25 protein-coding genes, 1 tRNA gene and 1 pseudogene are annotated in these 23528 nt (G+C 60.8%); 11 read left to right on the top strand and 16 right to left on the bottom strand.

What is annotated here, in order from left to right:
* Window positions 1-51: 51 nt before the first annotated feature.
* The 4 genes from AC0L2Y_RS12610 to AC0L2Y_RS12595 all read left to right on the top strand — a co-directional run bounded on the left by AC0L2Y_RS12610 (window position 52) and on the right by AC0L2Y_RS12595 (window position 5021).
* On the top strand, window positions 52-1122 hold the full coding sequence (locus AC0L2Y_RS12610) for a SecDF P1 head subdomain-containing protein (RefSeq protein WP_473556473.1): 1071 nt from the start codon (window positions 52-54) through the stop codon (window positions 1120-1122).
* Between the two features lie 88 nt (window positions 1123-1210).
* Entirely contained in the window at window positions 1211-3763 is a 2553-nt protein-coding gene (gene secDF, locus AC0L2Y_RS12605; protein WP_473556470.1) for a protein translocase subunit SecDF, read from the top strand.
* A 15-nt stretch (window positions 3764-3778) separates the two neighbouring features.
* On the top strand, window positions 3779-4168 hold the full coding sequence (locus AC0L2Y_RS12600; protein WP_352490585.1) for an Mth938-like domain-containing protein: 390 nt from the start codon (window positions 3779-3781) through the stop codon (window positions 4166-4168).
* A 25-nt stretch (window positions 4169-4193) separates the two neighbouring features.
* Window positions 4194-5021 (top strand): phytoene/squalene synthase family protein, encoded by an 828-nt coding sequence (locus AC0L2Y_RS12595; protein ID WP_473556805.1) that lies wholly within the window; start codon window positions 4194-4196, stop codon window positions 5019-5021.
* A gap of 85 nt (window positions 5022-5106) precedes the next feature.
* Here the strand turns inward: AC0L2Y_RS12595 and AC0L2Y_RS12590 are convergent, their stop codons facing one another.
* The 5 genes from AC0L2Y_RS12590 to AC0L2Y_RS12570 all read right to left on the bottom strand — a co-directional run bounded on the left by AC0L2Y_RS12590 (window position 5107) and on the right by AC0L2Y_RS12570 (window position 7901).
* Window positions 5107-5439, bottom strand: a complete 333-nt coding sequence (locus AC0L2Y_RS12590; protein WP_352490583.1) for a type II toxin-antitoxin system RelE/ParE family toxin — start codon at window positions 5437-5439, stop codon at window positions 5107-5109.
* On the bottom strand, window positions 5411-5713 hold the full coding sequence (locus AC0L2Y_RS12585) for a type II toxin-antitoxin system ParD family antitoxin (protein ID WP_473556803.1): 303 nt from the start codon (window positions 5711-5713) through the stop codon (window positions 5411-5413). Before AC0L2Y_RS12585 ends, AC0L2Y_RS12590 begins: the two co-directional genes overlap by 29 nt.
* A gap of 78 nt (window positions 5714-5791) precedes the next feature.
* On the bottom strand, window positions 5792-7201 hold the full coding sequence (gene trmFO / locus AC0L2Y_RS12580; protein WP_473556800.1) for a methylenetetrahydrofolate--tRNA-(uracil(54)-C(5))-methyltransferase (FADH(2)-oxidizing) TrmFO: 1410 nt from the start codon (window positions 7199-7201) through the stop codon (window positions 5792-5794).
* 371 nt (window positions 7202-7572) lie between these two features.
* Window positions 7573-7713: a DUF1127 domain-containing protein gene (locus AC0L2Y_RS12575; protein WP_023678914.1), complete on the bottom strand. Its 141-nt coding sequence runs from the start codon at window positions 7711-7713 to the stop codon at window positions 7573-7575.
* Between the two features lie 47 nt (window positions 7714-7760).
* Window positions 7761-7901, bottom strand: coding sequence for a DUF1127 domain-containing protein (locus AC0L2Y_RS12570; protein ID WP_091596947.1), 141 nt, complete (start codon window positions 7899-7901; stop codon window positions 7761-7763).
* 224 nt (window positions 7902-8125) lie between these two features.
* Here AC0L2Y_RS12570 and AC0L2Y_RS12565 point away from each other — a divergent pair, with 224 nt between their 5' ends.
* Entirely contained in the window at window positions 8126-9244 is a 1119-nt protein-coding gene (locus tag AC0L2Y_RS12565) for a DUF2157 domain-containing protein (protein WP_473556468.1), read from the top strand.
* Complete coding sequence (locus AC0L2Y_RS12560; protein WP_473556465.1) at window positions 9241-9825, top strand: GDYXXLXY domain-containing protein; 585 nt, start codon at window positions 9241-9243, stop codon at window positions 9823-9825. Before AC0L2Y_RS12565 ends, AC0L2Y_RS12560 begins: the two co-directional genes overlap by 4 nt.
* Before the next feature lie 87 nt (window positions 9826-9912).
* Here the strand turns inward: AC0L2Y_RS12560 and AC0L2Y_RS12555 are convergent.
* A tRNA-Leu gene (locus tag AC0L2Y_RS12555) sits at window positions 9913-9997 on the bottom strand.
* Window positions 9998-10340: 343 nt separating this feature from the next.
* Here AC0L2Y_RS12555 and tig point away from each other — a divergent pair.
* The 5 genes from tig to AC0L2Y_RS12530 all read left to right on the top strand — a co-directional run bounded on the left by tig (window position 10341) and on the right by AC0L2Y_RS12530 (window position 15275).
* Window positions 10341-11816, top strand: coding sequence for a trigger factor (tig, locus tag AC0L2Y_RS12550; RefSeq protein WP_352490752.1), 1476 nt, complete (start codon window positions 10341-10343; stop codon window positions 11814-11816).
* Window positions 11817-11976: 160 nt separating this feature from the next.
* Window positions 11977-12501, top strand: a complete 525-nt coding sequence (locus AC0L2Y_RS12545) for a hypothetical protein (protein ID WP_352490579.1) — start codon at window positions 11977-11979, stop codon at window positions 12499-12501.
* 212 nt (window positions 12502-12713) lie between these two features.
* Window positions 12714-13067 (top strand): c-type cytochrome, encoded by a 354-nt coding sequence (locus AC0L2Y_RS12540; protein ID WP_473556798.1) that lies wholly within the window; start codon window positions 12714-12716, stop codon window positions 13065-13067.
* 146 nt (window positions 13068-13213) lie between these two features.
* A complete protein-coding gene (locus AC0L2Y_RS12535) occupies window positions 13214-14146 on the top strand; it encodes a heme o synthase (RefSeq protein WP_473556463.1) in 933 nt (310 codons plus the stop codon).
* A 316-nt stretch (window positions 14147-14462) separates the two neighbouring features.
* Window positions 14463-15275 (top strand): DUF2189 domain-containing protein, encoded by an 813-nt coding sequence (locus AC0L2Y_RS12530; protein ID WP_473556461.1) that lies wholly within the window; start codon window positions 14463-14465, stop codon window positions 15273-15275.
* A gap of 64 nt (window positions 15276-15339) precedes the next feature.
* Here AC0L2Y_RS12530 and AC0L2Y_RS12525 read toward each other — a convergent pair whose 3' ends face one another.
* The 10 genes and pseudogenes from AC0L2Y_RS12525 to AC0L2Y_RS12480 form a co-directional block, all read right to left on the bottom strand.
* Window positions 15340-15813 (bottom strand): aminoacyl-tRNA deacylase, encoded by a 474-nt coding sequence (locus tag AC0L2Y_RS12525; RefSeq protein ID WP_473556459.1) that lies wholly within the window; start codon window positions 15811-15813, stop codon window positions 15340-15342.
* A 144-nt stretch (window positions 15814-15957) separates the two neighbouring features.
* A complete protein-coding gene (locus tag AC0L2Y_RS12520; RefSeq protein ID WP_352492779.1) occupies window positions 15958-16362 on the bottom strand; it encodes a cytochrome C oxidase subunit IV family protein in 405 nt (134 codons plus the stop codon).
* A 10-nt stretch (window positions 16363-16372) separates the two neighbouring features.
* Window positions 16373-17095, bottom strand: a complete 723-nt coding sequence (locus AC0L2Y_RS12515; RefSeq protein WP_292659896.1) for a heme-copper oxidase subunit III family protein — start codon at window positions 17093-17095, stop codon at window positions 16373-16375.
* Between the two features lie 13 nt (window positions 17096-17108).
* Window positions 17109-17813, bottom strand: coding sequence for a cytochrome c oxidase subunit 3 (locus AC0L2Y_RS12510; RefSeq protein ID WP_473556457.1), 705 nt, complete (start codon window positions 17811-17813; stop codon window positions 17109-17111).
* Window positions 17810-19579 carry a cytochrome c oxidase subunit I gene (gene ctaD, locus AC0L2Y_RS12505; RefSeq protein WP_352666073.1) on the bottom strand — a complete coding sequence of 590 codons (1770 nt, stop codon included), beginning with the start codon at window positions 19577-19579 and terminating at the stop codon, window positions 17810-17812. The genes AC0L2Y_RS12510 and ctaD overlap by 4 nt, the downstream gene beginning before the upstream one ends.
* Before the next feature lie 91 nt (window positions 19580-19670).
* Entirely contained in the window at window positions 19671-20486 is an 816-nt protein-coding gene (gene coxB / locus AC0L2Y_RS12500; protein ID WP_254818347.1) for a cytochrome c oxidase subunit II, read from the bottom strand.
* A gap of 184 nt (window positions 20487-20670) precedes the next feature.
* Window positions 20671-20885, bottom strand: a pseudogene (locus AC0L2Y_RS12495) (efflux RND transporter permease subunit); the annotation flags it as partial.
* Between the two features lie 6 nt (window positions 20886-20891).
* Entirely contained in the window at window positions 20892-22238 is a 1347-nt protein-coding gene (locus tag AC0L2Y_RS12490) for a PQQ-dependent sugar dehydrogenase (protein WP_473556455.1), read from the bottom strand.
* Window positions 22238-22687: a DUF2231 domain-containing protein gene (locus AC0L2Y_RS12485; RefSeq protein WP_352620501.1), complete on the bottom strand. Its 450-nt coding sequence runs from the start codon at window positions 22685-22687 to the stop codon at window positions 22238-22240. The genes AC0L2Y_RS12490 and AC0L2Y_RS12485 overlap by 1 nt, the downstream gene beginning before the upstream one ends.
* 128 nt (window positions 22688-22815) lie before the next feature.
* Window positions 22816-23172, bottom strand: a complete 357-nt coding sequence (locus tag AC0L2Y_RS12480) for an SPW repeat protein (RefSeq protein WP_051409696.1) — start codon at window positions 23170-23172, stop codon at window positions 22816-22818.
* Window positions 23173-23528: the final 356 nt, after the last annotated feature.

The following is a 23528-nucleotide window of genomic DNA, read 5'->3' as shown; positions in this document are numbered from 1 at the left end:
CGAATTGTCGGCGGAACGATCCGCGGGCAGGGCTCTGACGAACGACGGCATATGTTCCACCTTTGGCGCCTGACGATGATCCTGACGTGGCTTGCCGTGGCCAGCACGGTTATCTTCCACGCGACCAATATCTTCGCCGCCGGTTTGCATACCACGCGACCCGAATGGCTTGCCGAAAGCCAGTCAATAGTTGAAGCAAACCAGCAAGACGGCCCAAACATCCTGCTCAGGTTGGATGTGGCCGACGTGATCGAGGGCCGGCTGAAAGCGACACGCAACGAGGTCCGGTCGCTGCTACGCGAAGCAAGGATCGGCTATACCGGCCTTGCCAGTTCGGGTCGGACCGTTCAGGTGCACATAACAGATCCGGCTCAGCTTGACCTCGCCAAGGCGGCACTCAAAACGGTGACCGATCTTGTTGCGGACAGCGGTGTCCAGGAAATGACCCTGGACGACAGTGAGCCCGGCCTGCTCAAATTCACCGTAACGGATGCAGGTTTGAAGTATCGAACTTCGGCCGCGCTTGCACAGTCGGTTGAGGTTATCAAAGATCGTATCCGCGACCTGGGCGCCACCCACCCGGTGGTTCGGTCAACGAATGAAGACGGCATATTGGTCCGCACGTCGGGCGTTGCCGATCCGCAAAGGCTAGGACAAATTCTCACCCGGCCCGGTCACCTGAGCTTCCAACTCGTTGATCTGTCGATGCCAGTCGACGAGGCAATCAGCGCCCGCCCGCCCGTCGGCTCAGCGGTTTTTTATTCGATGGACGATCCTCCGGTTCCCTACTTGATCGAAAATCGGGTTATCCTTTCAGGTAAAAATGTGCTGGATGCGCAAGCAACCCGCAATTTGGCGACCGATGAGCCTGTCGTCTCATTCCGGCTTGATTCCCGGGGTACGGCGCGTTTCAAATGGGCTACGACGCAGTATATCGGCAAGCCGTTTGCAGTTATTTTAGACGATAAGGTTATTTCGGCGCCTGTTATCCGAGAGCCCATTGAAGGCGGCACCGGTCAGATATCGGGAAATTTCACCGCTGAAAGCGCCAATGACCTCGCCTTGCTGCTGCGCACCGGCCCCTTGCCAGCAAGATTGACAATCGCCGAGGAAGCACGATAGGGCCGGCCGTGGTCAGAATTAGAAATATCCCCGCAAACCGACCTATGGCGGAACGCAGCCGCTTGTACGCCTGAACGGATAAGAACTGATGCTTTATTTCTCGCGCTTCAAGATGATCCTGATCTGGCTGGCCGTGGCCGCCACAGTGGTCCTCGCAGCGCCCAATCTTTTTTCCGCCAGCACGCTGGCCAAGCTTCCCGACTGGGTGCCGAAGCGGCAGATGACGCTCGGCCTCGACCTGCAGGGCGGCTCGCATATCCTGCTCAGAATGGACCCGAACGATCTGATCAAGGATCGGCTGGAGACGACGCGCGACGAAATCAGGACGCTGCTGCGCGATGCCAAGATCGGCTATACCGGTCTTTCCGGAACGGGCCGCACGGTCCAGGTCCGCATCACCGATCCGGCACGGATCGAAGCTGCCAAGACAGCCTTGAAACCATTGACCAATCCCGTGGCCGCCGGCCTGTTCAGCGGCGGCTCCGTCCAGGAGATGACGCTGGATGATTCCGTGCCCGGCCTGCTCAAATTTTCCGTCACCGATGCGGGGATCAAATATCGCACTTCGACGGCGCTGACGCAGGCGATCCAGGTTGTCGAGCGTCGCGTCAACGAGCTCGGCACCACCGAGCCGATCGTGCAGCGCCAAGGCGACGACCGCATCCTGGTGCAGGTGCCTGGTCTGCAGGACCCGCAACGGCTGAAGGAAATTCTTGGCCAGACCGCCAAGCTGACCTTCCAGATGGTCGACCAGTCGATGCCGGTGCAGGATGCGCTGAAGGGCCGTCCGCCACCGGGATCCTCGGTGCTGTATTCGCAGGACGATCCGCCGGTTCCGTATCTGATCGAGAACCGCGTCATCGTTTCGGGTGAGAACCTCGTCGATGCCCAGGCGACCTTCAACTCCCAGACAAACGAGCCGGTCGTTTCGTTCCGTTTCGATTCTAAGGGCGCGCAGAGGTTCGGCCAGGCGACGGCACAGAACGTCGGCAAACTGTTTGCCATCATCCTCGACAACCAGGTGATTTCGGCGCCGCAGATCCGCGAACCGATCCCCGGCGGCACCGGCCAGATATCGGGGAATTTCACCGCCGAGAGCGCCAACGATCTCGCCGTGCTGCTGCGCGCCGGCGCCTTGCCGGCGACGCTGACGGTGATCGAAGAGCGCACGGTGGGGCCGGGACTTGGCCAGGATTCCATCCATGCCGGCAAGGTCGCCGGCATTATCGGTTCGATCCTGGTGGTGGCGTTCATGTTCGTCGCCTACGGTTTCCTCGGCTTTCTCGCCAACATCGCGCTGGCGGTGCATGTGGCGATGATCGTCGGGCTGCTGTCGCTGCTTGGGGCGACGCTGACCTTGCCCGGTATCGCCGGTATCGTGCTGACCATCGGCATGGCGGTCGATTCCAACGTGCTGATCTATGAACGCATCCGCGAGGAGCGACGTGCCGGCCGTTCGGTCATCCAGGCGATCGATACCGGTTTCAGCAAGGCGCTGGCGACCATTGTCGATTCCAACGTCACCTCGCTGATCGCGACCGTGGTGCTGTTCTGGCTCGGAACCGGGCCGGTGAAGGGCTTTGCCGTCACCTATGCCATCGGCATCCTGACCACGGTCTTCACCGCCTTCACCTTCACCCGCCTGCTGGTGTCGATCTGGCTTCGCCGCGCCCGTCCGAAGGAGTTGCCGCGGGCGCCTGTGACCTTCATTCCACCCGGCACGAAAATTCCGTTCATGGGCATCCGCCGCTGGACGTTCACACTGTCCAGCGTGCTTTCGGTGCTGTCGGTCATCGGCTTCATGACCATCGACATCAATTACGGCATCGATTTCAAGGGCGGCTCACTGATCGAGGTGCAGTCCAAGGCCGGCAATGCCGATCTGGCCGACATCCGCGGCCGACTGACGGAACTCAATATCGGCGAGGTGCAGGTTCAGCAGTTCGGCGAACCGAACGACGTGCTGATCCGCGTCGGTACCCAGGAGGGTGGCGAGAACGCCGAGCAGACCGTCATCGACAAGGTGCGCGGCGAGCTGCAGGACCAGTATGATTTCCGCCGCGTCGAAGTGGTCGGGCCGACGGTCTCGGGCGAGCTTGCCAAGCAAGGCACCATCGCCATGCTCGTCGCGCTGCTCGGTATCCTGATCTATGTCTGGTTCCGCTTCGAATGGCAGTTCGCGGTCGGCGCCATCGTAGCGACCGTGCACGACGTGGTCATGACGATCGGCTTCTTCGTCATCACCGGCCTCGAATTCAACCAGTCGTCGCTGGCGGCGATCCTCACCATCATCGGCTATTCGCTCAATGACACCATCGTCGTCTATGACCGTGTTCGCGAGGATCTGCGGAAATACAAGCGAATGCCGCTACCGCAATTGCTGAACAACGCCATCAACGAGACGCTGTCGAGGACGACGCTGACCTCGGTGACGACGATCCTGGCGCTGCTGGCGCTGGTGCTGTTCGGCGGCGAGGTGATCCGCTCGTTCACCATGGCGATGCTGTTCGGCGTCGTGTTCGGCACTTATTCGTCGATCTTTATCGCCGCGCCACTGCTTATCCTGTTCAAGCTGCGGCCGCAGGCCACAGCGTCCGATGAGGAAAAGCCGGTGGGCGGCGGCAAAGCCATAGCCACCTGACGGCTTGCCTCAAAAGTGGCCAAGGGCATCGTCATCCGCGAGGCGCATTTCCCCGGCCGCGCACCGATCGAGGCTTATGGCAATGGCGGTTTCCGCTTTGCCGACATGTCGCATCGCGGCTCGCTGCTGTGCCTGCCTTCTGGCATCTATGGCTGGGAGCCGGCCGATCCGCTGGCGCTGACGTCAGCGGATTTCGCCAAGTTGTTCAATGAGGCCGCCACGGTCGAGATCCTGCTGGTCGGCAGCGGCAAGGACCTGAGGCCATTGCCTGCAGCGCTGCGTGCGGCGCTGAAAGAAGCGGGCATTTCCGCCGATCCGATGTCGACCGGGGCGGCGGTGCGGACCTATAATGTGCTGCTGGCGGAAGACCGCGCCGTGGCCGCTGCACTCATCGCCGTCGACTGACGTGACCGAAAACACCAAAGTCGTCATTGAGACCGTGCGTGCCGCCGATCATGACCGCTATCTCGCCGCGCTCTACGCGCCCGAAGACAAGCGCGACGCGCTGTTTTCGCTCTATGCCTTCAATGCCGAAGTCGCCGGCATACGCGATCGCATCCACGAGGCGCTGCCGGGCGAGGTGCGGCTGCAATGGTGGCGAGACGTCATCGCAGCCGAAGAGGATCGCGCTAAGGTCGGCCATCCCGTGGCGGACGCGCTGAGAGCGACGATTTCCGCTCACCGCCTGCCCAAGGCCGCCTTCGACAACATGCTGGAAGCGCGCATCTTCGATCTCTATGACGACCCGATGCCGTCGCGCACCGATCTCGAAGGCTATTGCGGCGAGACTGCCGCAGCACTTATCCAGCTTGCGGCGATGGTGCTCGATCCGGTCGAAGCGCCGCGCTTTGCCGAACTTGCCGGCAGGGCAGGTTGTGCGCAGGCGATGACCGGTCTCCTGCTGCTGCTGCCGCTGCACCGCAAGCGGGGACAGTGCTTTGTCCCGGCCGACATCTTGGCCGCCGGAGGAACGTCGCCGGAAGAATTCGTTACAGACGACGGCGGGCCGGGCGCGCAACGCGCAGTAGCCGCGATGGTCGCGCTGGCACGCGAGCATCTTTCCGCTTTCGAGCAGGGAGCGTCCGCTCTACCGGTTTCGCTGCGGCCGGCCTTTCTGCTACTGGCTCTGACGGGCGCCTATCTCGGCAAGATGGACGGCTCCCGCCATTCACCGCTTGATGGCGCGGTGCGGCTTTCGGCCTTGCGCCGGCATTGGCTCTTGTTCCGGCGCGCGACGCGGGGCTGGCCGGCTGTGTGAAAGCTGATTGCCAATGAGGAAATCCGGCCCGGCCGCCAAGCCGGACTGCCGGCGGTCAGCATCGGCCCGGCCGAGTAGTTTTCCATCACGATGGATCACTCGACCCGCCATCGCGCATCAGCGTTTCGTAATCGCGACCGCCATAGAAGATATTGACGATGCGCACGACATCATCGTCGACAATATAGGCGATAATAGCCGAGTGCTCGAACGGCACCGTTCGCAATCCTGGCGCAATGTCGTCGCGTGGCCGGCCGCCACGCGGTGCATTGCCGATGTTTCCACAACGCACCTTGATCCTGTCGACGAAATTGTCCGCAGCCGCTACGCTCGCACCGCTGTTGACGATATAGCCGGCAATCGTCGTCAAATCCGTGATTGCGCCTTCGCTAAGAACTACGGCGAGACGCTGGATCATCGTTCTCCCTCGCCAGCTCTGAAGTCCTGCTCTTCACTCTTGTGATTGCCTGGTCCAGCGGAATATCAGGCCTTGTGTCTTCGATCGATGCCTTCACGCGCGCCCGGATCGAGGCCATGCGCTCGGCATGTTCTTCCTCTTCGCGCTGGAAGGCGCGAAGTGCCGCGCGGATGACCTCGCTCGCCGATCCGTAGGAGCCGTCCTCGACCTTTTCGCGAATCATGCGCGCCATGGCGGGCGTTACGGTGACTGACAGTTTCTCGGCGGATTCCATGGGCATTTGGCCTCGCGATACAAAGTAGGATGGTATCCTACTTCTCCGCGGCGAAATCCACAAGAACCGAGATCGGCACTATTCCGCAGCTTCCGCATGGGAAGGCAGCCCCAGCCATTCGCGGCAGTCGGCGAGCGCGCGCGATGTCACCGCGTGCCGCTTGGCGACCGTCTTGTCCTTGCCGCGCAGTCGCTTGCCCTCGATCTTCGGCGCGTCCACCGGCGGGAACAGGCCGAAATTGACGTTCATCGGCTGGAACGAGCGCTTTCCCGGCTCGTCGTCGGAGACAATGTGGCCACCGGTGATGTGGTTGAGCAATGCGCCGAAGGCGGTGGTCAAGGGCGGCAGCGATGGTGCACGGCCAAGCCTTTCGGCCGCCGCGAAACGTCCGGCAAGCAAGCCGATGGCGGCGCTCTCGACATAGCCCTCGCAGCCAGTGATCTGGCCGGCAAAACGCAGGCCGGGCCGCGACTTCAACTGCAGCGAAGCGTCGAGCAGCGTCGGCGAATTGATGTAGGTGTTTCGATGCAGGCCGCCGAGGCGGGCGAATTCGGCGTTTTCCAGCCCGGGGATGGTGCGGAAAATGCGCACCTGCTCGGCGTGCTTCAGCTTGGTCTGGAAGCCGACCATGTTGTAGAGCGTGCCCAGCGCGTTGTCCTGGCGAAGCTGGACGACGGCATAGGCCTTTACGGACGGATTGTGCGCATTGGTCAGCCCCATCGGTTTCATCGGCCCATAGCGCAATGTCTCGATGCCACGCTCGGCCATCACCTCGATCGGCAGGCAGCCGTCGAAATAGGGCGTGCCTTCCCATTGCTTGAATTCGGTTTTCTGGCCGTCGACCAGCGCCTGGACGAAAGCAAGGTACTGCTCCTTGTCCATCGGGCAGTTGATGTAATCCTTGCCGGTGCCGCCGGGGCCGACCTTGTCGTAGCGCGACTGGAACCAGCAGATATCCATGTCGATCGTGTCGAAATGGACGATCGGCGCGATGGCATCGAAGAAGGCGAGCGCGTCGGCGCCGGTTGCTTCCGCGATCGATTGAGCAAGCGAAGGCGCGGTCAGCGGACCGGTGGCGATAATCGCCTGGTCCCAATCCGCCGGCGGCAGGCCCGGCACTTCCTCGCGCCGAATGGTGATGAGCGGGTGGGCTTCGAGCTTCCCGGTTACCGCTTCGGAAAATCCGTCGCGGTCGACGGCGAGCGCACCGCCGGCCGGCACCTGGTGCGCATCGCCGGCGCTCATGATCAGCGAACCGGCCAGCCGCATTTCGGCGTGCAGCAGGCCGACGGCATTGGTTTTCGCATCGTCGGAGCGGAAGGAATTGGAACAGACGAGCTCGGCCAGCCCGTCGGTCTTGTGCGCGTCGGTACCGCGGACGGGACGCATTTCATGCAGGACAACGGGAACGCCGGCTTGCGCCGCCTGCCAGGCGGCTTCGGAACCGGCAAGTCCGCCGCCGATAATGTGAATGGGGTTCTTGTCCATGAGCGCCGAAATAGTCGCTTGGCGCAAGGATTGCAATTGCCAGGGGATCGCACCGCAAGTGGGCTGCCTGGGAAAGACCGCCCAAAACAACAACACCCGCCGGGGGAGGAGATCCGGCGGGTGTCGTTTTGTTGGCCGATCCTCGGGAGGAGGTGAAGATCGACCGTATTCGCCATCGCCGGGGAGGAGGTCGGCTTTGACGAAATTCTTTTCGCCGTTTGGAAGGGCGCGAAACCCTTTTTAGAAACAACGCCCGCCGGGGGAGGAGGTCCGGCGGGCGCCGTTTTTGTGGTCAACCCTCGGGAGGAGGTGAAGGCTGACCGTATCCGTCAGGGTCGGGGAGGAGGTCGACCCTGGCGAAATTCCTGTTGTTAGATCGCCCTGCGAGCGACCATCTTGATCTCGTCGCGGACGATGCCAAGGTCGTTCAGCTGGCGGTTCGACAGGCGACCCAGCTCGGTAACCGTCTCGCGGTAGACGCGCCAGTTACGATAGTTGCGGATCAGGTTCATTGTCATTCTCTTTTCAAAACTGATCGGGCCATTTGCGGCCCGAAGGATTAGACCGCCTTGCGGGCGACGTAATGAATGTCGCTGCGGCTGATGCCGAGGTCGGTCAGTTCACGGGTGCTCAGGCGGCTCAGCTCGGACACGGTGTCCCTATAGCGGCGCCAGTTGCGATAGTTGCGGATCAGGTTCATGGTATTCTCGTTTCGTCTTTCTTTCGGATCATTCCGTCTTTGTGTGCACTGTGAAAATAGGTGGGGTCATATCGATTTAAAAGCGCTATTGGTGCATGGCAGCAATGCAAATTGTGCAATGCAACATTAACGCGCGTCCGGCTTTCCGCCCAGATCGGAAAATGCCGTTAGGTCAAACGCTTGGGCGGACGAGCTAAAAAGACCAAGAAAAAAGGGGGAGGGGCATGGCGAGCTATTCGTCACGGGTCAGGTCGGATATCGGACGATGGCAGCAGGCCGGCCTGATCGACGCGCCGACAGCCGAGTCTCTAACGCGTGACGTCGAGGCAAACGAACGCAAATCGCTGAGTTTCGGTTCGATCCTGGCGATGATGGCGGCGCTGCTGTTCGGCGCGGCTATCCTGATCTTCATCGCCGCCAACTGGGAAGTCATCCCGCGGCTGGTGCGGGTCGCGGCACTCTTTGCCGTTATCCTTGTCGGCTATGTCGGCGGCGCGGTGCTGAAGATGCGCGACCATGCGGCGATCGGCGAGGCGCTGTGGATCGTCGCGGCGGCAGCGTTCGGCGGTTCGATCGCCCTGATCAGTCAGATGTATCATTTGTCGGGCGACGAGGCCTCGGCGTTGATCACCTGGGGCGCCGGCACGGCGCTGGCGGCGGTAGCGCTGCGCTCAAACCCGCTGACCGTCGCTGCCGTCGGCATCGCCGATGCCTGGCTGTTCCTGAGAGGGTTCGACTACTTCCGGCGCACGGAATTTCCGCATCTCTTCGTGGTCATGGCGCTGGTTCTCTTCGCCGTTTCGTTCTGGACGCGCAGCCAGGCTGCGCGCCACCTGATCATCCTGTCGGTCCTCTTCTACCTCGTGCTGTTGGTCATGCAATACGACACGCTGCAAGTTGCCATCCCGCTCGTTGCCGCGTCGGTGCTGCTTTTTACCGCTGCGATCTTTGCTGCCGGGCCGGTCGACAGGATCTTGCAACTGGGTGGCAGGTTGCCCTTGCACACGCTGATCGGCTTTCTCATCGGCCTGGCGATGATCCAATTCGAACTGGCGGATGAAAGCAGCTACAATAGCGGCTTCGCCATTGCCTCGGCTGTTGCGCTGGCCGGCATTGTCGCGGCGATCGTGCTGGGCGGCCGCGAGAGCCGGGGGTTGCGCTGGGTTGCCTATGCGGGCTTCGCCTTCGAACTCGCCATCATCTATGTGGTGATGCTGCAATCAATGCTCGACACGGCAGGCTTCTTCCTTGCGGCGGCGGCGCTTCTCGCCGTTCTTGCTTTCATTATCATTCGCATAGAAAAGCGCATGAACGCCCCGAACATGACAGGAGCGGCGGCATGATGACCGGCAAGAGACTGATCATCTCGGCGGTAGCCCTGGCGCTTGTCCAGATCGGCTTCCTGAGCTGGATCATCGCCGGACGTGCGGCGATCCTGCGCGACGGCAAGCAGGTCCTGCTCAAGATCGAGCCGATCGATCCGCGCGATCTCTTGCGCGGTGACTACATTCGGCTCGGCTACGACATTTCGCGCATATCGGTGAAGCTGATCGGCAACATTCCGGCCGGCAAGCTTTCCAGCGAGGAAACGTCGATCGTGGTCAGGCTGAAGCAGGGCGCCGACGGCTATTGGGGGCCGACCGCGGCTTGGTTCGGGCAAGCGCCGGTGCCGGCAGCATCCGGTGAAGCCGATATCGTCGGACACGTCTCCGAGGGGTGGGATATCAGCCAGGGAGAAACGACGATCGCGCCGGAGTACGGCATCGAGCGCTTCTATCTGCCGGAAGGCGAGGGGATAGCGATCCAGAACGACATGCGGGTGCGGCCGTTCGGCATCCGCGTGGCGATCGCGGCCAACGGCACGGCGCAGATCAAGGCGCTGGTGGACGGCGACAAGACACTGTTCGAGGAGCCGCTTTATTAGTCCTCCTTCGCCAAGGCTTCGGAGGATTCCCTTCGTCTGTCGAGTTGGCTCAGGTGGCCTGCCACCCGAAGCTCGAAGAGCGAAGGGTGGTGCGGATGAAGGGACTCGAACCCCCACGCCTTTCGGCACTGGAACCTAAATCCAGGGCGTCTACCAATTCCGCCACATCCGCATTGCCCGGCCAATCCCATGTAGCCATCATTCTGTCAATGTCAGGGCCGATATCGGCATCATTGGCCGGAATGCAAAGATGGTTGAAAATCAGCGTCGCCTGTGACAAAAGGCGTGTCGAATGTGACGGGACGCGACGATCCGCTTCTGCAAAATGTGATAAGAAGTAGGAAAAACAAAGACTTATTCACATTTTGGAGCGTATTTCTGGAGGATTTGTGCCGCGTTGGGCGGACAGATCGCCAAGTCCCGCACCAAAAGCCATTCCCGGCAAGATCATACCGGCAGGCTGTAAACGGCAGGGGCCGTTTGACGGCCTCATTGGTGGAAACAAAGGTTTTATGATGCAGGTCACCGAAACGCTCAACTCCGGTCTCAAGCGCGAGATCAAGATCACCGTGCCGGCCGGTGACATGGAAGCCAAGCTGATGGCGCGGCTTTCCGATGCCAGGAACAAGGTCCGCATCAACGGCTTCCGCCCCGGCAAGGTGCCGGTCCAGCATCTGCGCAAGGTCTACGGCAAATCGTTCATGGCCGAAGTGGTCAACGAGATCCTCAACGATTCGACCCGTTCGATCATCACCGGGCGCGGCGAAAAGGCCGCCATGCAGCCTGAAGTGATCATGACCGAGGACGAGAAGGAAGCCGAGAAGATCCTGGCCGGCGGCGCCGACTTCGAGTTCCGCCTGAACTACGAGGTCATTCCGCCGATCGAGATCAAGGATTTCTCCGACATCAAGGTGACGCGTCAAGTGTTCGACGTGCCGGATGAAGAGATCGACGAGCAGGTCAAGCGTGTCGCTGAATCCGCCCGCACTTACGAGCCGAAGACCGGCAAGGCCGCCGAGGGCGATCGCGTGACCATCGATTATGTCGGTAAGATCGACGGCGAAGCCTTCAACGGCGGCGCCGGCACCGATCAGCCGCTGGTGCTCGGCTCGAAGGAATTCATCCCCGGCTTCGAAGACCAACTGGTCGGCAGCAAGGCCGGCGACGAGAAGCAGGTCACGGTCACCTTCCCGGAAAACTACCAGGCGGCGCATCTGGCCGGCAAGGAAGCCACTTTCGACGTGACCGTCAAGGAAGTATCGAAGCCCGGCGAGCTTGAGATCAACGACGAGATGGCCAAAAATCTCGGCCTTGAATCGCTGGAGCGCCTGCGCGAGGTGGTGCGCGGTCAGATCGAGAACCAGTTCGGCTCGATAACGCGCCAGAAGGTCAAGCGGCAGTTGCTCGACCAGCTCGACGCTGCCTACTCGTTCGAGGCGCCGTCCAAGCTCGTCGAGGCTGAGTTCAACAACATCTGGAACCAGGTCAATCGCGACCTCGGAGCCGCCGGACGCACCTTTGCCGACGAAGAGACGACGGAAGAAGAGGCGCGTGCCGAATATATGCGGCTTGCCGAACGCCGCGTGCGTCTCGGCCTGGTTCTCGCCGAAATCGGCGAGAAGGCCGGCGTCACCGTGACGGACGAGGAATTGCAGCGCGGCCTGTTCGAGCAGGTGCGCCGCTATCCGGCCAACCAGCAGCAGGAAGCCTTCGAATTCTATCGCAACAATCCCGAAGCGCTGAACACGTTGCGCGCGCCGATGTTCGAAGAGAAGGTGGTCGACCATCTGCTCGGCCAGATCTCGGTCACCGATGTCAAGGTCAGCAAGGAAGAACTGCTGGCCGACGACGAGGATACGGAGACAACCAAGGCCAAGCCGGCGAAGAAGGCGGCCGCGAAAAAAGCGGACGCCAAGAAGGCCGACGACGACGCTGAAGAGCCGAAGAAAAAGGCCGCGCCGAAGAAGAAGGCCGCCAAGGACGCTGAATAACGTCCCTGCTGAATTCCGAAAGGCCGCCTTCTCGAGGCGGCCTTTTTCGTTGTGGCGCAGACGCAACGGATTTCACACATCTGGCGGTCGAGGTAGCGATACGAAGCTTTGATGATTATCTGCGCTGGGTTGCTGACCGCAGCGGTTGTTGGAGGCATCGTTGAGACAGTTCTTCGGTATCGGAAGCGTGATGGCGGCGGCGTTCCTGCTTGCGTCGGTCTGCGGGATCGCTCAGGCTGACACGGTTCTCGACAACTGGCGGTTCGACAAGACCAGCGATGGCCTTGTCACCGCCTCGCTTTACGCGACCAACAAGCTCATCACCGGCGGCGGCGCATTGAGTTACAGCCCGGTATTGACGATCGCCTGCCGGACCGCCGGCGAACCGCGTTGGAGCGAATGGCTGCAGCTGAGCGACACCGTTTCGGCCAGCCGAACCATCGCCATGTCGGTGACTGTCGGCCAATCCGGCAAGCTCAACGAAAGCTGGTCGGTCGGCCCGCGCAGCAGGATGCTGGTCCGCGACGGTGCCGACGGCATCAGGCGACTGATTTCCGCGGACCGGCTACTGTTGTCCTGGCGGTTCGGGCTGCTGTCGGGGCGCGGCACAGCCGACTTCGACCTCGCCGGAGTTGAAGAGGCGGTCGGCCGGATCGCCGCCACCTGCAACACCAAATTGCCTTGAGCAGATTGTCCGCATTAAACCTTTGCATGGTCGAACTCTACCTGCCAGCCGGGTTCTGTGGTATGTAGGTGCCGCAACTCCAGGCAGTGGATATCCGTTCTGCCATTCAAGAGCGCATGCCAGCGGACTAAATGTCGGCCTGTGCAGGTCAGCCAGGGCAAATTGGCGATCAGTGAGGAAATGCCATGCGTGCCATTGTGTTTTTTATCATCATGTCCGTCGCCACCGTCATTGCCGGCCCCTCTCGGGCACAGGATGCCGCGGCGGGTGAGAAGGTCTTCGCCAAATGCAAGATCTGCCACGTCGCCGACAAGGACCAGAACAAGGTCGGTCCGTCCTTGAATGGCGTCATCGGCCGAACGGCCGGGACGCATCCGGGGTTCAGCTATTCCAAGGCGATGACCGAGGCCGGCAAGTCCGGCGTCAAATGGGACGAAGCCACACTGACGACCTACCTTCGCGATCCCAAGGCGATGGTCAAGGGAACGAAGATGGCGTTTGCCGGCCTCAAGAAGGACGAGGACATCGCCAACGTCATTGCTTATCTGAAGCAATTCTCCAAATAGCCCGGCTCTTTCGCCGGATCTTGGTATCGCAAACAGGTCGAGGCATAGCCTCGGCCGCAATCTGCCGGCAGTGTCGGTGGGGAGGCGGCTCGTTGCAAAAAAGACATTGGCCGGCTAGGCTGCCGTTCCCATCGGTGGTCGTCTGAATGTCGACTGAAGAAAGCCGCCTCAAAGATACCGGCATCCGCCTCTCGGAGGCGACGGCGGGTGACTTCTTTGCGCTTTTGAAACCACGGGTCATGGCACTTGCCGTGTTTACTGCCTTCGTCGGCCTGATGATGGCGCCCGGCGTGATGAATCCAGTTATCGCCGTAATTGCCATCGGCGCAATCGCGGTTGGAGCGGGAGCCGCCGGCGCGCTCAATATGTGGTACGACGCAGACATAGACGCCTTGATGTCTCGCACGTCCAAGCGACCAATTCCGTCCGGTCGCGTCACGCCTGGCGAAGCTCTCAGCTTCGGTCTGGTGCTTTCCGCACTGTCGGTCATGACGCTCGGCGTGCTGGTGGGGTGGCTTGCTGCATCGTTGTTGGCGTTCACCATCTTTTTCTATGTCGTTATCTACACGATGTGGCTGAAGCGCTCGACGCCACAGAATATCGTCATAGGCGGCGCGGCAGGCGCCCTTCCTCCGGTGATCGGGTGGGCTGCTGCAACCGGCGCAATCGGCATTGAAAGTCTCATTCTGTTTCTGATCATTTTCCTTTGGACGCCGCCTCATTTCTGGGCGCTGGCCCTTTTCAAGGTCGGCGACTATGCCGCGGCGGGCATCCCGATGATGCCGAATGTGGCCGGCCAGCACTCGACCAGAAAACAAATCTTCGCCTATTCGCTGCTCTTGGCGCCAATCGGCGTGCTTCCTTGGGGCTTCGGCTTCGCGAGCGGATATTATGGCACTGTTTCAGCCGCCTTAGGCGCAGGTTTCATTTGGCACGCCTGGAAGGTTCTCGTCGCCGACAAGGAGATGAAGCTGGCAAAGGCGCTGTTTGCGTATTCGATTGTCTATCTTTTCGCGATCTTTGCGGCGCTGCTTGCCGACACCATTTTTATGCGAGTGGTCGCGTCAGCCGGCTATTGACCCCGGCTCAAAACATCACGTTGGCAGCCCACAAAATCCCAGCAACAGCAGAATAACGACGCCAAGGCCGAGTATGAGAACTGTCCTTCCATCCATGACCTTCACCTTCGACTAGAAGAGCATATCGAAGAACGGCGTCCGGAGCTAGTCAGGCTACCGGCGACCTCTTACTCCCGGGCCTTCCTACAAAGCGCGACAAGTCCCCCGCATGAGAGTATATTGATCATGGTGCAGGTCGCGGTTTGCGTGGGCCAATCATGCAGAATGGCAGCACCGTAAAACGCGACCTTACCGGACCTGGTCTGGAGGAATGGTCATGGCAAGCTTTCACGTGATAGCAGGCGCCAGCGAGGCGCTGGAACACACCAGAATTCGAAAGATCGGTGTCTCCGATCTTTTTGATGCGCTCAGGCGTGGCGTCGATGATTTCATGGTCAAGCCGTCGCACATCGTTTTTCTCTGCCTGATCTATCCGATTGCCGGAGTCGTGCTTGCTGTCTGGACATCAGGTAACAACACGCTGCCATTGCTGTTTCCGCTTGTGTCCGGCTTTGCATTGATTGGTCCGTTCGCGGCGATCGGCCTCTATGAGATCAGCCGGCGACGGGAAGCCGGGCTCGACGCCTCGTGGAGGCACGCCTTTGAGGTCAGGAGTTCTCCGGCACTGCCGGCTATTGCAGCGGTCGGCGTCATGCTGCTTGCGATCTTCATCGCTTGGCTTTTGACGGCCCAGATATTCTACCAGACCCTGTTCGGCCCGACGCCGCCGCAATCGCTGTCCAGCTTCATCAGTGAAATATTCGCCACGGGACGCGGCTGGACGCTCATCATCCTGGGTCACGCCATCGGCTTCGTGTTCGCCGCGGTTGTGTTGTGTACTACGGTCGTCGCATTCCCGTTGCTGCTCGACCGCGATGTCGGCGCCTACGAAGCCATCCACACCTCGGTGCGCGTTGTCCTGGCCAACCCGACCGTCATGGCGGTGTGGGGCCTTATCGTCACCGTCGCCCTGATCGTCGGCTCGCTGCCAGTGTTCGCCGGGCTGGCGGTCGTGCTGCCGATCCTTGGTCATGCGACCTGGCATGTCTACCGGAAAGTTGTGGAATCGCCGCCGGCCACCAGACCGTGAGCTGAAAACCTGCCGTGCGCGCACCGGCGAAAGCGCCGGCGCGGGCAGGGTGGGGGCAGAGCTTTCAATAGGCCGGGTGGCTGAATCGGGCCTGGCGCGCGTCCTTTGTCAGGTCGCGGAAATCCTTGCCGCTCACATGGACCAGGGTCTTGTGATCGCCGCCCTCGAAATAGACTTCGGGAGCGTCGCCGAGGCTTTCGTCGAGGACCACCGGCACATCATAGGCAGCGCCGATCGGCGGCACAGCGCCGACGTCGCAATCGCCGAACAACGAGACCACCTCGTCTTCGGAGGCTAGCCCAAGGGGCTTGTCCATGACGTCCTGCAATGTCGCGAGTTCTATCCTGTGCGTGCTTGGAACCACGGCCAGCGCGTAGCCACGGTCGTGGTGAACGACCACCGATTTGGCCATTATGCTGTCGGGCACATGTGCCGCAATGGCGGATTGTCTGCTTGTCGCCGTGCGGTGATGCTCGACGGTGTCGTAGGAAATTCCTTTCCTATCGATAAAATCCTTCAGTCTGTTTGCGATGGTCATCTTGGGCGCCCCTTGCTGGTGTTCGCGACGCATGTGGAAACGCCGGCATCGCCTGACGTCTCCGATACCAACAGAAATGGACCAGCCGTGGATTGTTTCAAGGCGAAGGCTCCAGGACCGGACCGACTGGAGCCGGATTGCATGTCAGGGCCCGGCCCCGAAAAACGCCATTCGGGTGAGAAGCGTGTAGTCAGCTTCGAAGACCATCATCGTCACGAACACCAGCACCAGCACCGGCGGCAGGATGATTGCATATGTCAGCGCCAGCCGTTCCCAGGCCATGTGCATGAAGATGGCGACGATCAGCCCTGCCTTGAGGATCATGAAGATCAGGATCAGCGACCATCTGAGATAGCCATGGAGACCGAAATAGTCGACCAGATACGAGCAGGTGCTGAGGATGAACAACCACGCCCAGACCACCAGATAGAGCTTGATCGGGTGCTCCTGATGAACCTCCGCCGGGGTAACGCCGGTCGTCGTCACCTCATGGGTATGGGCGCTGTCCAGCGCATGTTGTCCGAGGCCGTTTGCGGTTGCTTCAGCCATGTCCTGCCTCTCACCAAAGATAGAAAAATGCGAAAATGAACACCCAGACCAGGTCGACGAAATGCCAGTAAAGCCCCATGATTTCGACGTTCTCGTAGCGGCCCCTCCTGCTGGTGAAGAAGCCGGGCCGTCCGACGTCGTAGTCCCCGCGCCAGACCTTTCGCGCCACGATGATCAGGAAGATCACCCCGATCGTCACATGCGTGCCGTGGAAGCCGGTAATCATGAAAAAGGATGCGCCAAACTGGGCAGCGCCCCAGGGATTGCCCCAAGGCCGGACGCCTTCAGTGATCAGCTTGGTCCATTCGAAGGCCTGCATGCCGACGAAGGTCGCGCCGAGTGCTGCGGTCAAGAGCATCAGCACTGCCGTCTTGCGGCGGTCGCGGCGGTAGCCGAAATTGACCGCCATCGCCATCGTTCCGCTGCTCGAGATCAGCACGAAGGTCATGATAGCGATAAGGATCAGTGGAATGTCGGAGCCCCCGATGCGCAGGGCAAAGACCTCGCTCGGATTGGGCCACGGCACGCGTGTTGAGATACGCGCGGTCATGTAGGAGAGCAGGAAGCAGCCGAAGATGAACGTGTCGCTGAGCAGGAAGATCCACATCATGGCCTTGCCCCAGGACACGTTTTTGAACGCCCGCTGATCCGAGGACCAGTCGGCGGCGATGCCTTGCCAGCCTGCGGGCCGCGGCTCTGTTCGGCCGATATGGGTCAGTGTCGTCTCTGCCATCCGCCCGTTCCTCCTAGGTCAGCAACCCTCGGCAAATGTCGATTAAAGTCGAAGCCCAGCCGGCCAGAAGCGCAAAGATGGCGAGCCAGACGAAAAGCAGGAAATGCCAGTACATGGCGCACAGCTCGACACTGAGGCGAAGCCGCTGCGGCTGCGCTCCGTTCCAGGCGCCGACACTCGTTCTGCCCAGGCCGACCAGCCCCCCCAGTATATGCAGGCCATGCATTCCCGTTAGCAGGTAGAAGAAGCTGTTGGCTGGATTGGACGCCAGAAAATAGCCGTCCGAACTCAGTTCCCGCCATGCCACAAGCTGTCCAATCAGGAAGACAAGCGCCGTGAGTCCGGCAGTGGCGAGGCCGAGCCTGACCATGTCCACTTGACCCTTGCGCGCCGCGAGCGAAGCGCACTGTATTGCAATGCTGCTCAAGACCAGTACGCCGGTATTAAGCCAGAGCAGGGGCGGGATGGGCAGCGGCCGCCAATCCGACAGCGCCATGCGCATGAAGTAAGCACTGGTGAACAGCGCGAACAGGCAGCCGACGACGGCAAGGAAGACGCCGAGACCGATCTTTGCGGTCGGCAGCGCCGATCGGTCCAGGGCGACAAAATCCCCGATCATGCCTTGCTCGAGCCACGGCTTCGTCATTAGCCGCTGATGGGAAAGCCACCACCCGGCAATACCGGCGATTACGAGCAGGAAGACCAGGATTACACTCATGCCGGCTCCCTGGAGGGCGCGAACGAGCCTGGAACGTTTTGCGGTATGAAGTCCTCCTTGGCGCCCGGTACGCTGTAGTCATAGGCCCAGCGATAGACGATCGGCAGATCCTTGCCGAAATTGCCGTGGGCGGGCGGTGTTTCAGGCGTCTGCCACTCGAGCGTCGTGGCCCGCCACGGATTGCCGCCGGCCTCACGCCCATGGCGGATGCTCCAGATGAGATTGAACAGGAACACCAGTTGGGCAAAACCGACAATGAAAGCCATGATGCTGATGAACGAGTTCAGGTGGTGGGCCGATTCCGTCATGATCGTCATGTCGGTCAATTCGTTGTAGCGCCGCGGCACGCCCATCAAGCCGAGATAGTGCATTGGAAAGAAGATCAGATAGGCGCCGAGGAAGGTGACCCAAAAATGGAACCGGCCCAGTGTCTCGTTCAGCATCCGGCCGGTGACCTTCGGATACCAGTGATAGATCGCGCCGAAGATCACGATGATCGGGGCGACCCCCATGACCATATGGAAATGGGCGACGACGAACATCGTGTCCGACAGCGGAACGTCGACGACGACATTGCCGAGGAATAGCCCGGTCAGCCCGCCATTGACGAAGGTGACGATGAAGGCCAGGGCAAAAAGCATCGGTATGGTGAGGTGGATGTCGCCACGCCACAGCGTCAGCACCCAGTTGTAGACCTTGATGGCTGTTGGAACGGCGATGATCAATGTCGTGGTGGCGAAGAAAAAGCCGAAATAGGGATGCATGCCGCTGACATACATGTGGTGCGCCCAGACCACGAAGCTCAGCGCGCCGATGCCGACGATGGCCCAGACCATCATGCGGTAGCCGAAGATGTTCTTGCGCGCATGGGTGCTGATCAGGTCGGATACGATGCCGAAGGCCGGAAGCGCCACGATGTAGACCTCCGGATGGCCGAAGAACCAGAACAGGTGCTGGAACAGGATCGGGCTGCCGCCGCCATGCTGCAACTGTTCGCCCATCTCGACGATCGCCGGCATGAAGAAGCTGGTGCCGAGCGCCCGGTCGAGCAGCATCATCACGCAGGCGACGAACAGCGCCGGGAAGGCGAGCAGCGCCATAACGGTGGCGGTGAAAATACCCCAGACAGTAAGCGGAAGGCGCATCAGCGTCATGCCGCGTGTGCGGCCCTGCAGCACCGTCACGACATAGTTCAAGCCGCCCATGGTAAAGCCGACGATGAACAGGATCAGCGAGACAAGCATCAGGATGATGCCCCAGTCCTGGCCCCCTGGCGTACCGGTCATGATCGCCTGCGGCGGATAGAGCGTCCAGCCGGCACCCGTCGGTCCGCCGGGTGCAAAGAAGCTCGATACCAGGACCAGCACGGCGAGCAGATAGATCCAGTAGCTAAGCATGTTGACATAGGGAAAGACCATGTCGCGAGCGCCAACCATCAACGGGATCAGATAGTTGCCGAAGCCGCCCAGGAAGAGTGCCGTGAGCAGGTAGATCACCATGATCATGCCGTGCATGGTGATGAACTGGTAATAGGCTTCCGGGGTGATGAAGTCGAATGTGCCGGGGAAGCCGAGCTGCAGCCGCATCAGCCAGGATAGCACGAGCGCGACCATGCCGATCGCTGTCGCTGTCGCCGAATACTGGATGGCGATGACCTTGGCGTCCTGCGAGAAAACGTATTTCGTCCACCAGCTGTGCGGATGGTAGAGTTCCATTTCCGCGACTTCGGCCGGCGGTACCGCATCTGCAGGTGTGATATCGACCATAGGAACACCTCCGTGCCCTTTTCGGCCACCCCGACAGTTCGGGCTTGCCGCACTATTTTCAATCCCGACGGCGCGCCGTCGTTCCGGTTCCCTACTCTGCCGAGCCCATCTGCTGGGGCGCGGACAGCTGCGCAAAAGTCTGCTGCTGGCCAAGCCACGCCAGATAGTCTTCCTGAGTATCGACCATGACCACGCCATGCATCATCGGATGTCCCTGGCCGCAGAGTTCTGCACACAGGACCTGGAAGGTTCCGGTCTTGGTCGGAGTGAACCAGAAATAGGTGACCGAGCCCGGGATCATGTCCATCTTGGCGCGGAATTCCGGCACGTAGAAATCGTGCAGCACATCGATCGAGCGGAGCAGCATCTTGACCGGTTTGCCAACCGGGAGGTGCAGGTCGGCCGCTTCCACTACGACATCGTCCTGGCCGTTGGCATCGGTGGCGATGACGCCGAGTGGATTTTCAGCGTTGACGTCGCGGGTGTCGGATGTGCCGAGCTTGCCGTCCTTGCCGGGGAGGCGGAAACTCCATTGCCACTGCTGGCCGACGACTTCGACCTCGGTTGCGTCGCTTGGAACATTTACGAACCGGCTCCAGACGAACAGGCCGGGAACGAGCAAAGCCGTGACGCCAACTGCGGTGACGACCGTCAGCCAGGATTCGAGGCGCCTGTTCTCAGGTTCATATGCCGCCTGATTGCCTTCCCGATGACGGAAGCGGAAGACGCAATAGGCCATGAAAAGAACCACGGCGGCGAAGACGACGCCGGTGATCCAGAAAGTTATGATGATGGTGTTGTCGATATAGTCCCAGTTCGAGGCAATCGGCGTCCACCACCATGGGCTCAGGAAGTGGAACAACACCGAGCCCACGACTATCAGAACGAGTACAAGCGCAACGGCCATGTCCCGGTTCCTCCCGGTATTCCAAGCGGCGCAAGCCGTCCCGGGAAATACCAAGTGCATCATAACTTGATTTGCGATGAAAATTCTAGAGCCGGCTGTGGGAAGGGCAAAAATACCATTTCTCGGCGCTGGCGGTCCTTCGATTCGGCGGTGATCAGCGGCAGGCCTTCATCCACCTCCAGCTCAGCCACCCGATGGCGAGAGCGGCAAACATTGTCAGCGTCGAGTAACCGGCAAGGGCGGGCACGCCGAATATGCCGGCAGTCACCGGAACGGCGATCGTCGGGGATCGTCGCGCGCAGGTTCTGCAGGAACAGCAGCATGACGAAGAGCGTCATACGATTGCTTCGAGCAGTGTCCGTTCACCTGCTCGACCGACAGCTCGACGAAGGGAGTGGAGCCACCTTATTGGCCGGCAGATGTCACCCGCCAAACTGTGTTGCCGACGTCGTCGGCGATGAGCAGGGCCCCGGTTTTGTCGACAGCCAGGCCGACAGGCCGGCCGCGCGCCTTGTTGTCCTTGTCCAGGAAGTCAGTCACCACGTCGGTAGCGACGCCGCTCGGACGGCCGCCGCTGAATGGTACGAACACCACCTTGTAGCCATTGAAGCGCGTGCGGTTCCAGCTGCCGTGCTCGCCAACGAAGGCGCCGCCGCGATATGCCTCGGGAAGGCCGGTTGCCGTATAGAAGACCAGTCCCAGAGGGGCGACGTGGGAACTCAGTGCATAATCCGGAACGATCGCTTTCGCGACCAGGTCCGGACGCTGGGGCATGACGCGGGGATCGAGATGCTGTCCGTAATAACTGTATGGCCATCCATAGAACCCCCCATCCTTTACCGAGGTCAGATAATCCGGCACGAGATTGGGGCCGAGCTCGTCGCGCTCATTGATCACTGCCCAGAGCGCCCCGGTCTGCGGCTCCCAGCTCAGGCCGTTTGGATTGTGCAAACCGCTGGCGAAAATGCGTGACCGGCCGGTGGCCCTGTCTACCTGCCAGATGGCGGCGCGGTTCTTCTCCGCCTCAATGCCGTTTTCGGCGACGTTGCTGTTCGAGCCGACGCCGACATAGAGCAGCGAGCCGTCGGGGCTTGCCACCAGGCTCTTTGTCCAATGGTGGTCGATCGGGCCGCCGGGCAGGGCGGTGAGCGGCGTTCCGGGCGCGGTTATCTTTGTGTCACCGGTGTTGTAGGGATAGCGGATGATGGAATCGGTATTGGCGACGTAGAGATCGCTTCCCACCAGCGCCACGCCGAAGGGGGAGGTCAGGTGGTCTAGGAATACGCTGGTCAGCTCCGGCTTGCCATCGCCATCGGCGTCGCGCAGGAGCGTAATGCGATTGCTCGGGCCGCTGTCGCCGCCCGAGGTGACCCAGGATTCGATCCAGCCCATCACCAAATCCTTGGGCCGTTTGATCGGTTCGCCACCCGGCGCCTTGGACTCGACCACCAGGACGTCACCATTAGGCAGCACATAAAGCGACCGCGGATGCTGCAAGCCGTGGGCAAAAGCCTGGATCTGCAGCCCCTGCGCGACGGTCGGCTTCTCGTCGTTCTTCCATCCGACCACGGAAGCGAGATGCATGGGCGGGAAGAAATATTGGATCGGCTCCGGCAGGTTTGGATTCGGCCCTATCTGACTGCCGGGATCCGGGTCGTTGCCGCTGCACGCTGCAAGAGTGATCGCCGCAGTGCAAATGAGGACCGACACCGCGATGCGCCTGGTCTGACTGATGGAGCTTGCTACGCGCATCAATCCGCCACTCCGACGTGGTGCCGGTACACCATGGACCAGCCCAGCCAACCAGTGAAGATGAGGATGAGCACGACAACCGCCGAGAGGATCAAGCCGGTGGGAACGATGGAGGTCCATGCATCGCGGGTGTGCACGAGCATGTTGATGATGGACAATGCCAACGCCAGCAGATTGCCAAGCACGTGCGGCCAGGCGGGGGGCTGTGCCCTTATCAGCGGATTAGCCAAGAAATCGATCAGCCCCGCGATCGCTGCAAGGCAGCCCATGATCACGCCGACGGTAACCAGCCAAGCGGAGAAGTCAGCCCACATCATCTCCGCTGTTCGCCAGTAGGCCAGATCCGTCAGCAGTGTGCCGACGAAGCAGGCGATCGGAAACGGCACGAGCATCGGATGAATAGGATGTCCCGCAATCCTGGCCGTCGAACGCGGATTGTCACCGACCATAATGTGCCATCCTTCTCAGTTCCCGCCCAAACAAACTGTCATCCGGCCTCCGGCGGCTGTTGCCGAGAGGCCGGCAGACGACCCATCGATCCGTCAGGCCTAAGAAGGGCGCCGGGTGGCTGCGCTTGCTAGGCGGCGGACTGGGTCGGCGGGTTCTGATACATCATCCAGAGCTCGATAGCGGCCAGGACGGCGACCAGAATGCCGATCACGACATGCACGGTCATCGCCGTTGTCGCCTGGAATCCAAGCACCCAGGGAGACACGAGGACCCACAGTCCGACGACCAGATTCACCCACTCTTCCCACACGGCAAATGCCGCGAGGGCGGCAATCGAAAGAACGACGATCAAGATTCCGCTGCCGAGGGCGTTCTGCGTCTGCGGGCCTGCCGCAAAGGCGAAGATCCAGGGAGAAAAGAACAGAATTGCCCCAAGGATCAGGTTGGCTACGTCACAGAGCCTGGCGTTTGTCCACTGGTTCATGGCATCCTCCATAGGGAGCGTTTATGGCTCCCGAGTTCGGCAAGGTGGTGCCTGAGTTCGGCGCGATACGCCCGAAGCCGCTCACTCCGTGTCACGGCAGTGCCCTTACCCGGCCGGAGTTGCGCATCTGGCGAACTCCAGTCAAATCCGGCTATCTAACTGAATTCCGGGCATTATGTTCCATTGGGCGCCGGCACGCCTGGATCAATTGATGGTGATCGAGCAAATCCAAACCTGCCTATCAGGGGGCGGCGGGGCGGCGGCGTGTAGCTCATTCTGTCTTTTTATCGAGCCGGTGAAACATTTCTCATGGATCGCAGTTCTTGGATCCAGAGGAGTTGAATAAGGGCAACCTG

This window comes from Mesorhizobium sp. WSM4830, from assembly GCF_055811495.1.
This window is presented reverse-complemented; position numbering and strand designations above follow the sequence as displayed.

Bases quoted from the DNA above. Each gene is read 5' to 3' on its own strand.
- tig (WP_352490752.1), top strand. From the start codon at position 10,341: ATGCAGGTCACCGAAACGCTCAACTCCGGTCTCAAGCGCGAGATCAAG.
- AC0L2Y_RS12490 (WP_473556455.1), bottom strand. From the start codon at position 22,238: ATGCGCGTAGCAAGCTCCATCAGTCAGACCAGGCGCATCGCGGTGTCG.
- AC0L2Y_RS12525 (WP_473556459.1), bottom strand. From the start codon at position 15,813: ATGACCATCGCAAACAGACTGAAGGATTTTATCGATAGGAAAGGAATT.
- AC0L2Y_RS12535 (WP_473556463.1), top strand. From the start codon at position 13,214: ATGTCGACTGAAGAAAGCCGCCTCAAAGATACCGGCATCCGCCTCTCG.
- AC0L2Y_RS12510 (WP_473556457.1), bottom strand. From the start codon at position 17,813: ATGAGTGTAATCCTGGTCTTCCTGCTCGTAATCGCCGGTATTGCCGGG.
- AC0L2Y_RS12480 (WP_051409696.1), bottom strand. From the start codon at position 23,172: ATGAACCAGTGGACAAACGCCAGGCTCTGTGACGTAGCCAACCTGATC.
- secDF (WP_473556470.1), top strand. From the start codon at position 1,211: ATGCTTTATTTCTCGCGCTTCAAGATGATCCTGATCTGGCTGGCCGTG.
- AC0L2Y_RS12515 (WP_292659896.1), bottom strand. From the start codon at position 17,095: ATGGCAGAGACGACACTGACCCATATCGGCCGAACAGAGCCGCGGCCC.
- AC0L2Y_RS12565 (WP_473556468.1), top strand. From the start codon at position 8,126: ATGGCGAGCTATTCGTCACGGGTCAGGTCGGATATCGGACGATGGCAG.
- AC0L2Y_RS12485 (WP_352620501.1), bottom strand. From the start codon at position 22,687: ATGGTCGGTGACAATCCGCGTTCGACGGCCAGGATTGCGGGACATCCT.
- AC0L2Y_RS12585 (WP_473556803.1), bottom strand. From the start codon at position 5,713: ATGGAATCCGCCGAGAAACTGTCAGTCACCGTAACGCCCGCCATGGCG.
- AC0L2Y_RS12520 (WP_352492779.1), bottom strand. From the start codon at position 16,362: ATGGCTGAAGCAACCGCAAACGGCCTCGGACAACATGCGCTGGACAGC.
- trmFO (WP_473556800.1), bottom strand. From the start codon at position 7,201: ATGGACAAGAACCCCATTCACATTATCGGCGGCGGACTTGCCGGTTCC.
- AC0L2Y_RS12530 (WP_473556461.1), top strand. From the start codon at position 14,463: ATGGCAAGCTTTCACGTGATAGCAGGCGCCAGCGAGGCGCTGGAACAC.
- AC0L2Y_RS12575 (WP_023678914.1), bottom strand. From the start codon at position 7,713: ATGAACCTGATCCGCAACTATCGTAACTGGCGCGTCTACCGCGAGACG.
- coxB (WP_254818347.1), bottom strand. From the start codon at position 20,486: ATGGCCGTTGCGCTTGTACTCGTTCTGATAGTCGTGGGCTCGGTGTTG.
- AC0L2Y_RS12610 (WP_473556473.1), top strand. From the start codon at position 52: ATGTTCCACCTTTGGCGCCTGACGATGATCCTGACGTGGCTTGCCGTG.
- ctaD (WP_352666073.1), bottom strand. From the start codon at position 19,579: ATGGTCGATATCACACCTGCAGATGCGGTACCGCCGGCCGAAGTCGCG.
- AC0L2Y_RS12590 (WP_352490583.1), bottom strand. From the start codon at position 5,439: ATGATCCAGCGTCTCGCCGTAGTTCTTAGCGAAGGCGCAATCACGGAT.
- AC0L2Y_RS12560 (WP_473556465.1), top strand. From the start codon at position 9,241: ATGATGACCGGCAAGAGACTGATCATCTCGGCGGTAGCCCTGGCGCTT.
- AC0L2Y_RS12570 (WP_091596947.1), bottom strand. From the start codon at position 7,901: ATGAACCTGATCCGCAACTATCGCAACTGGCGCCGCTATAGGGACACC.
- AC0L2Y_RS12540 (WP_473556798.1), top strand. From the start codon at position 12,714: ATGTCCGTCGCCACCGTCATTGCCGGCCCCTCTCGGGCACAGGATGCC.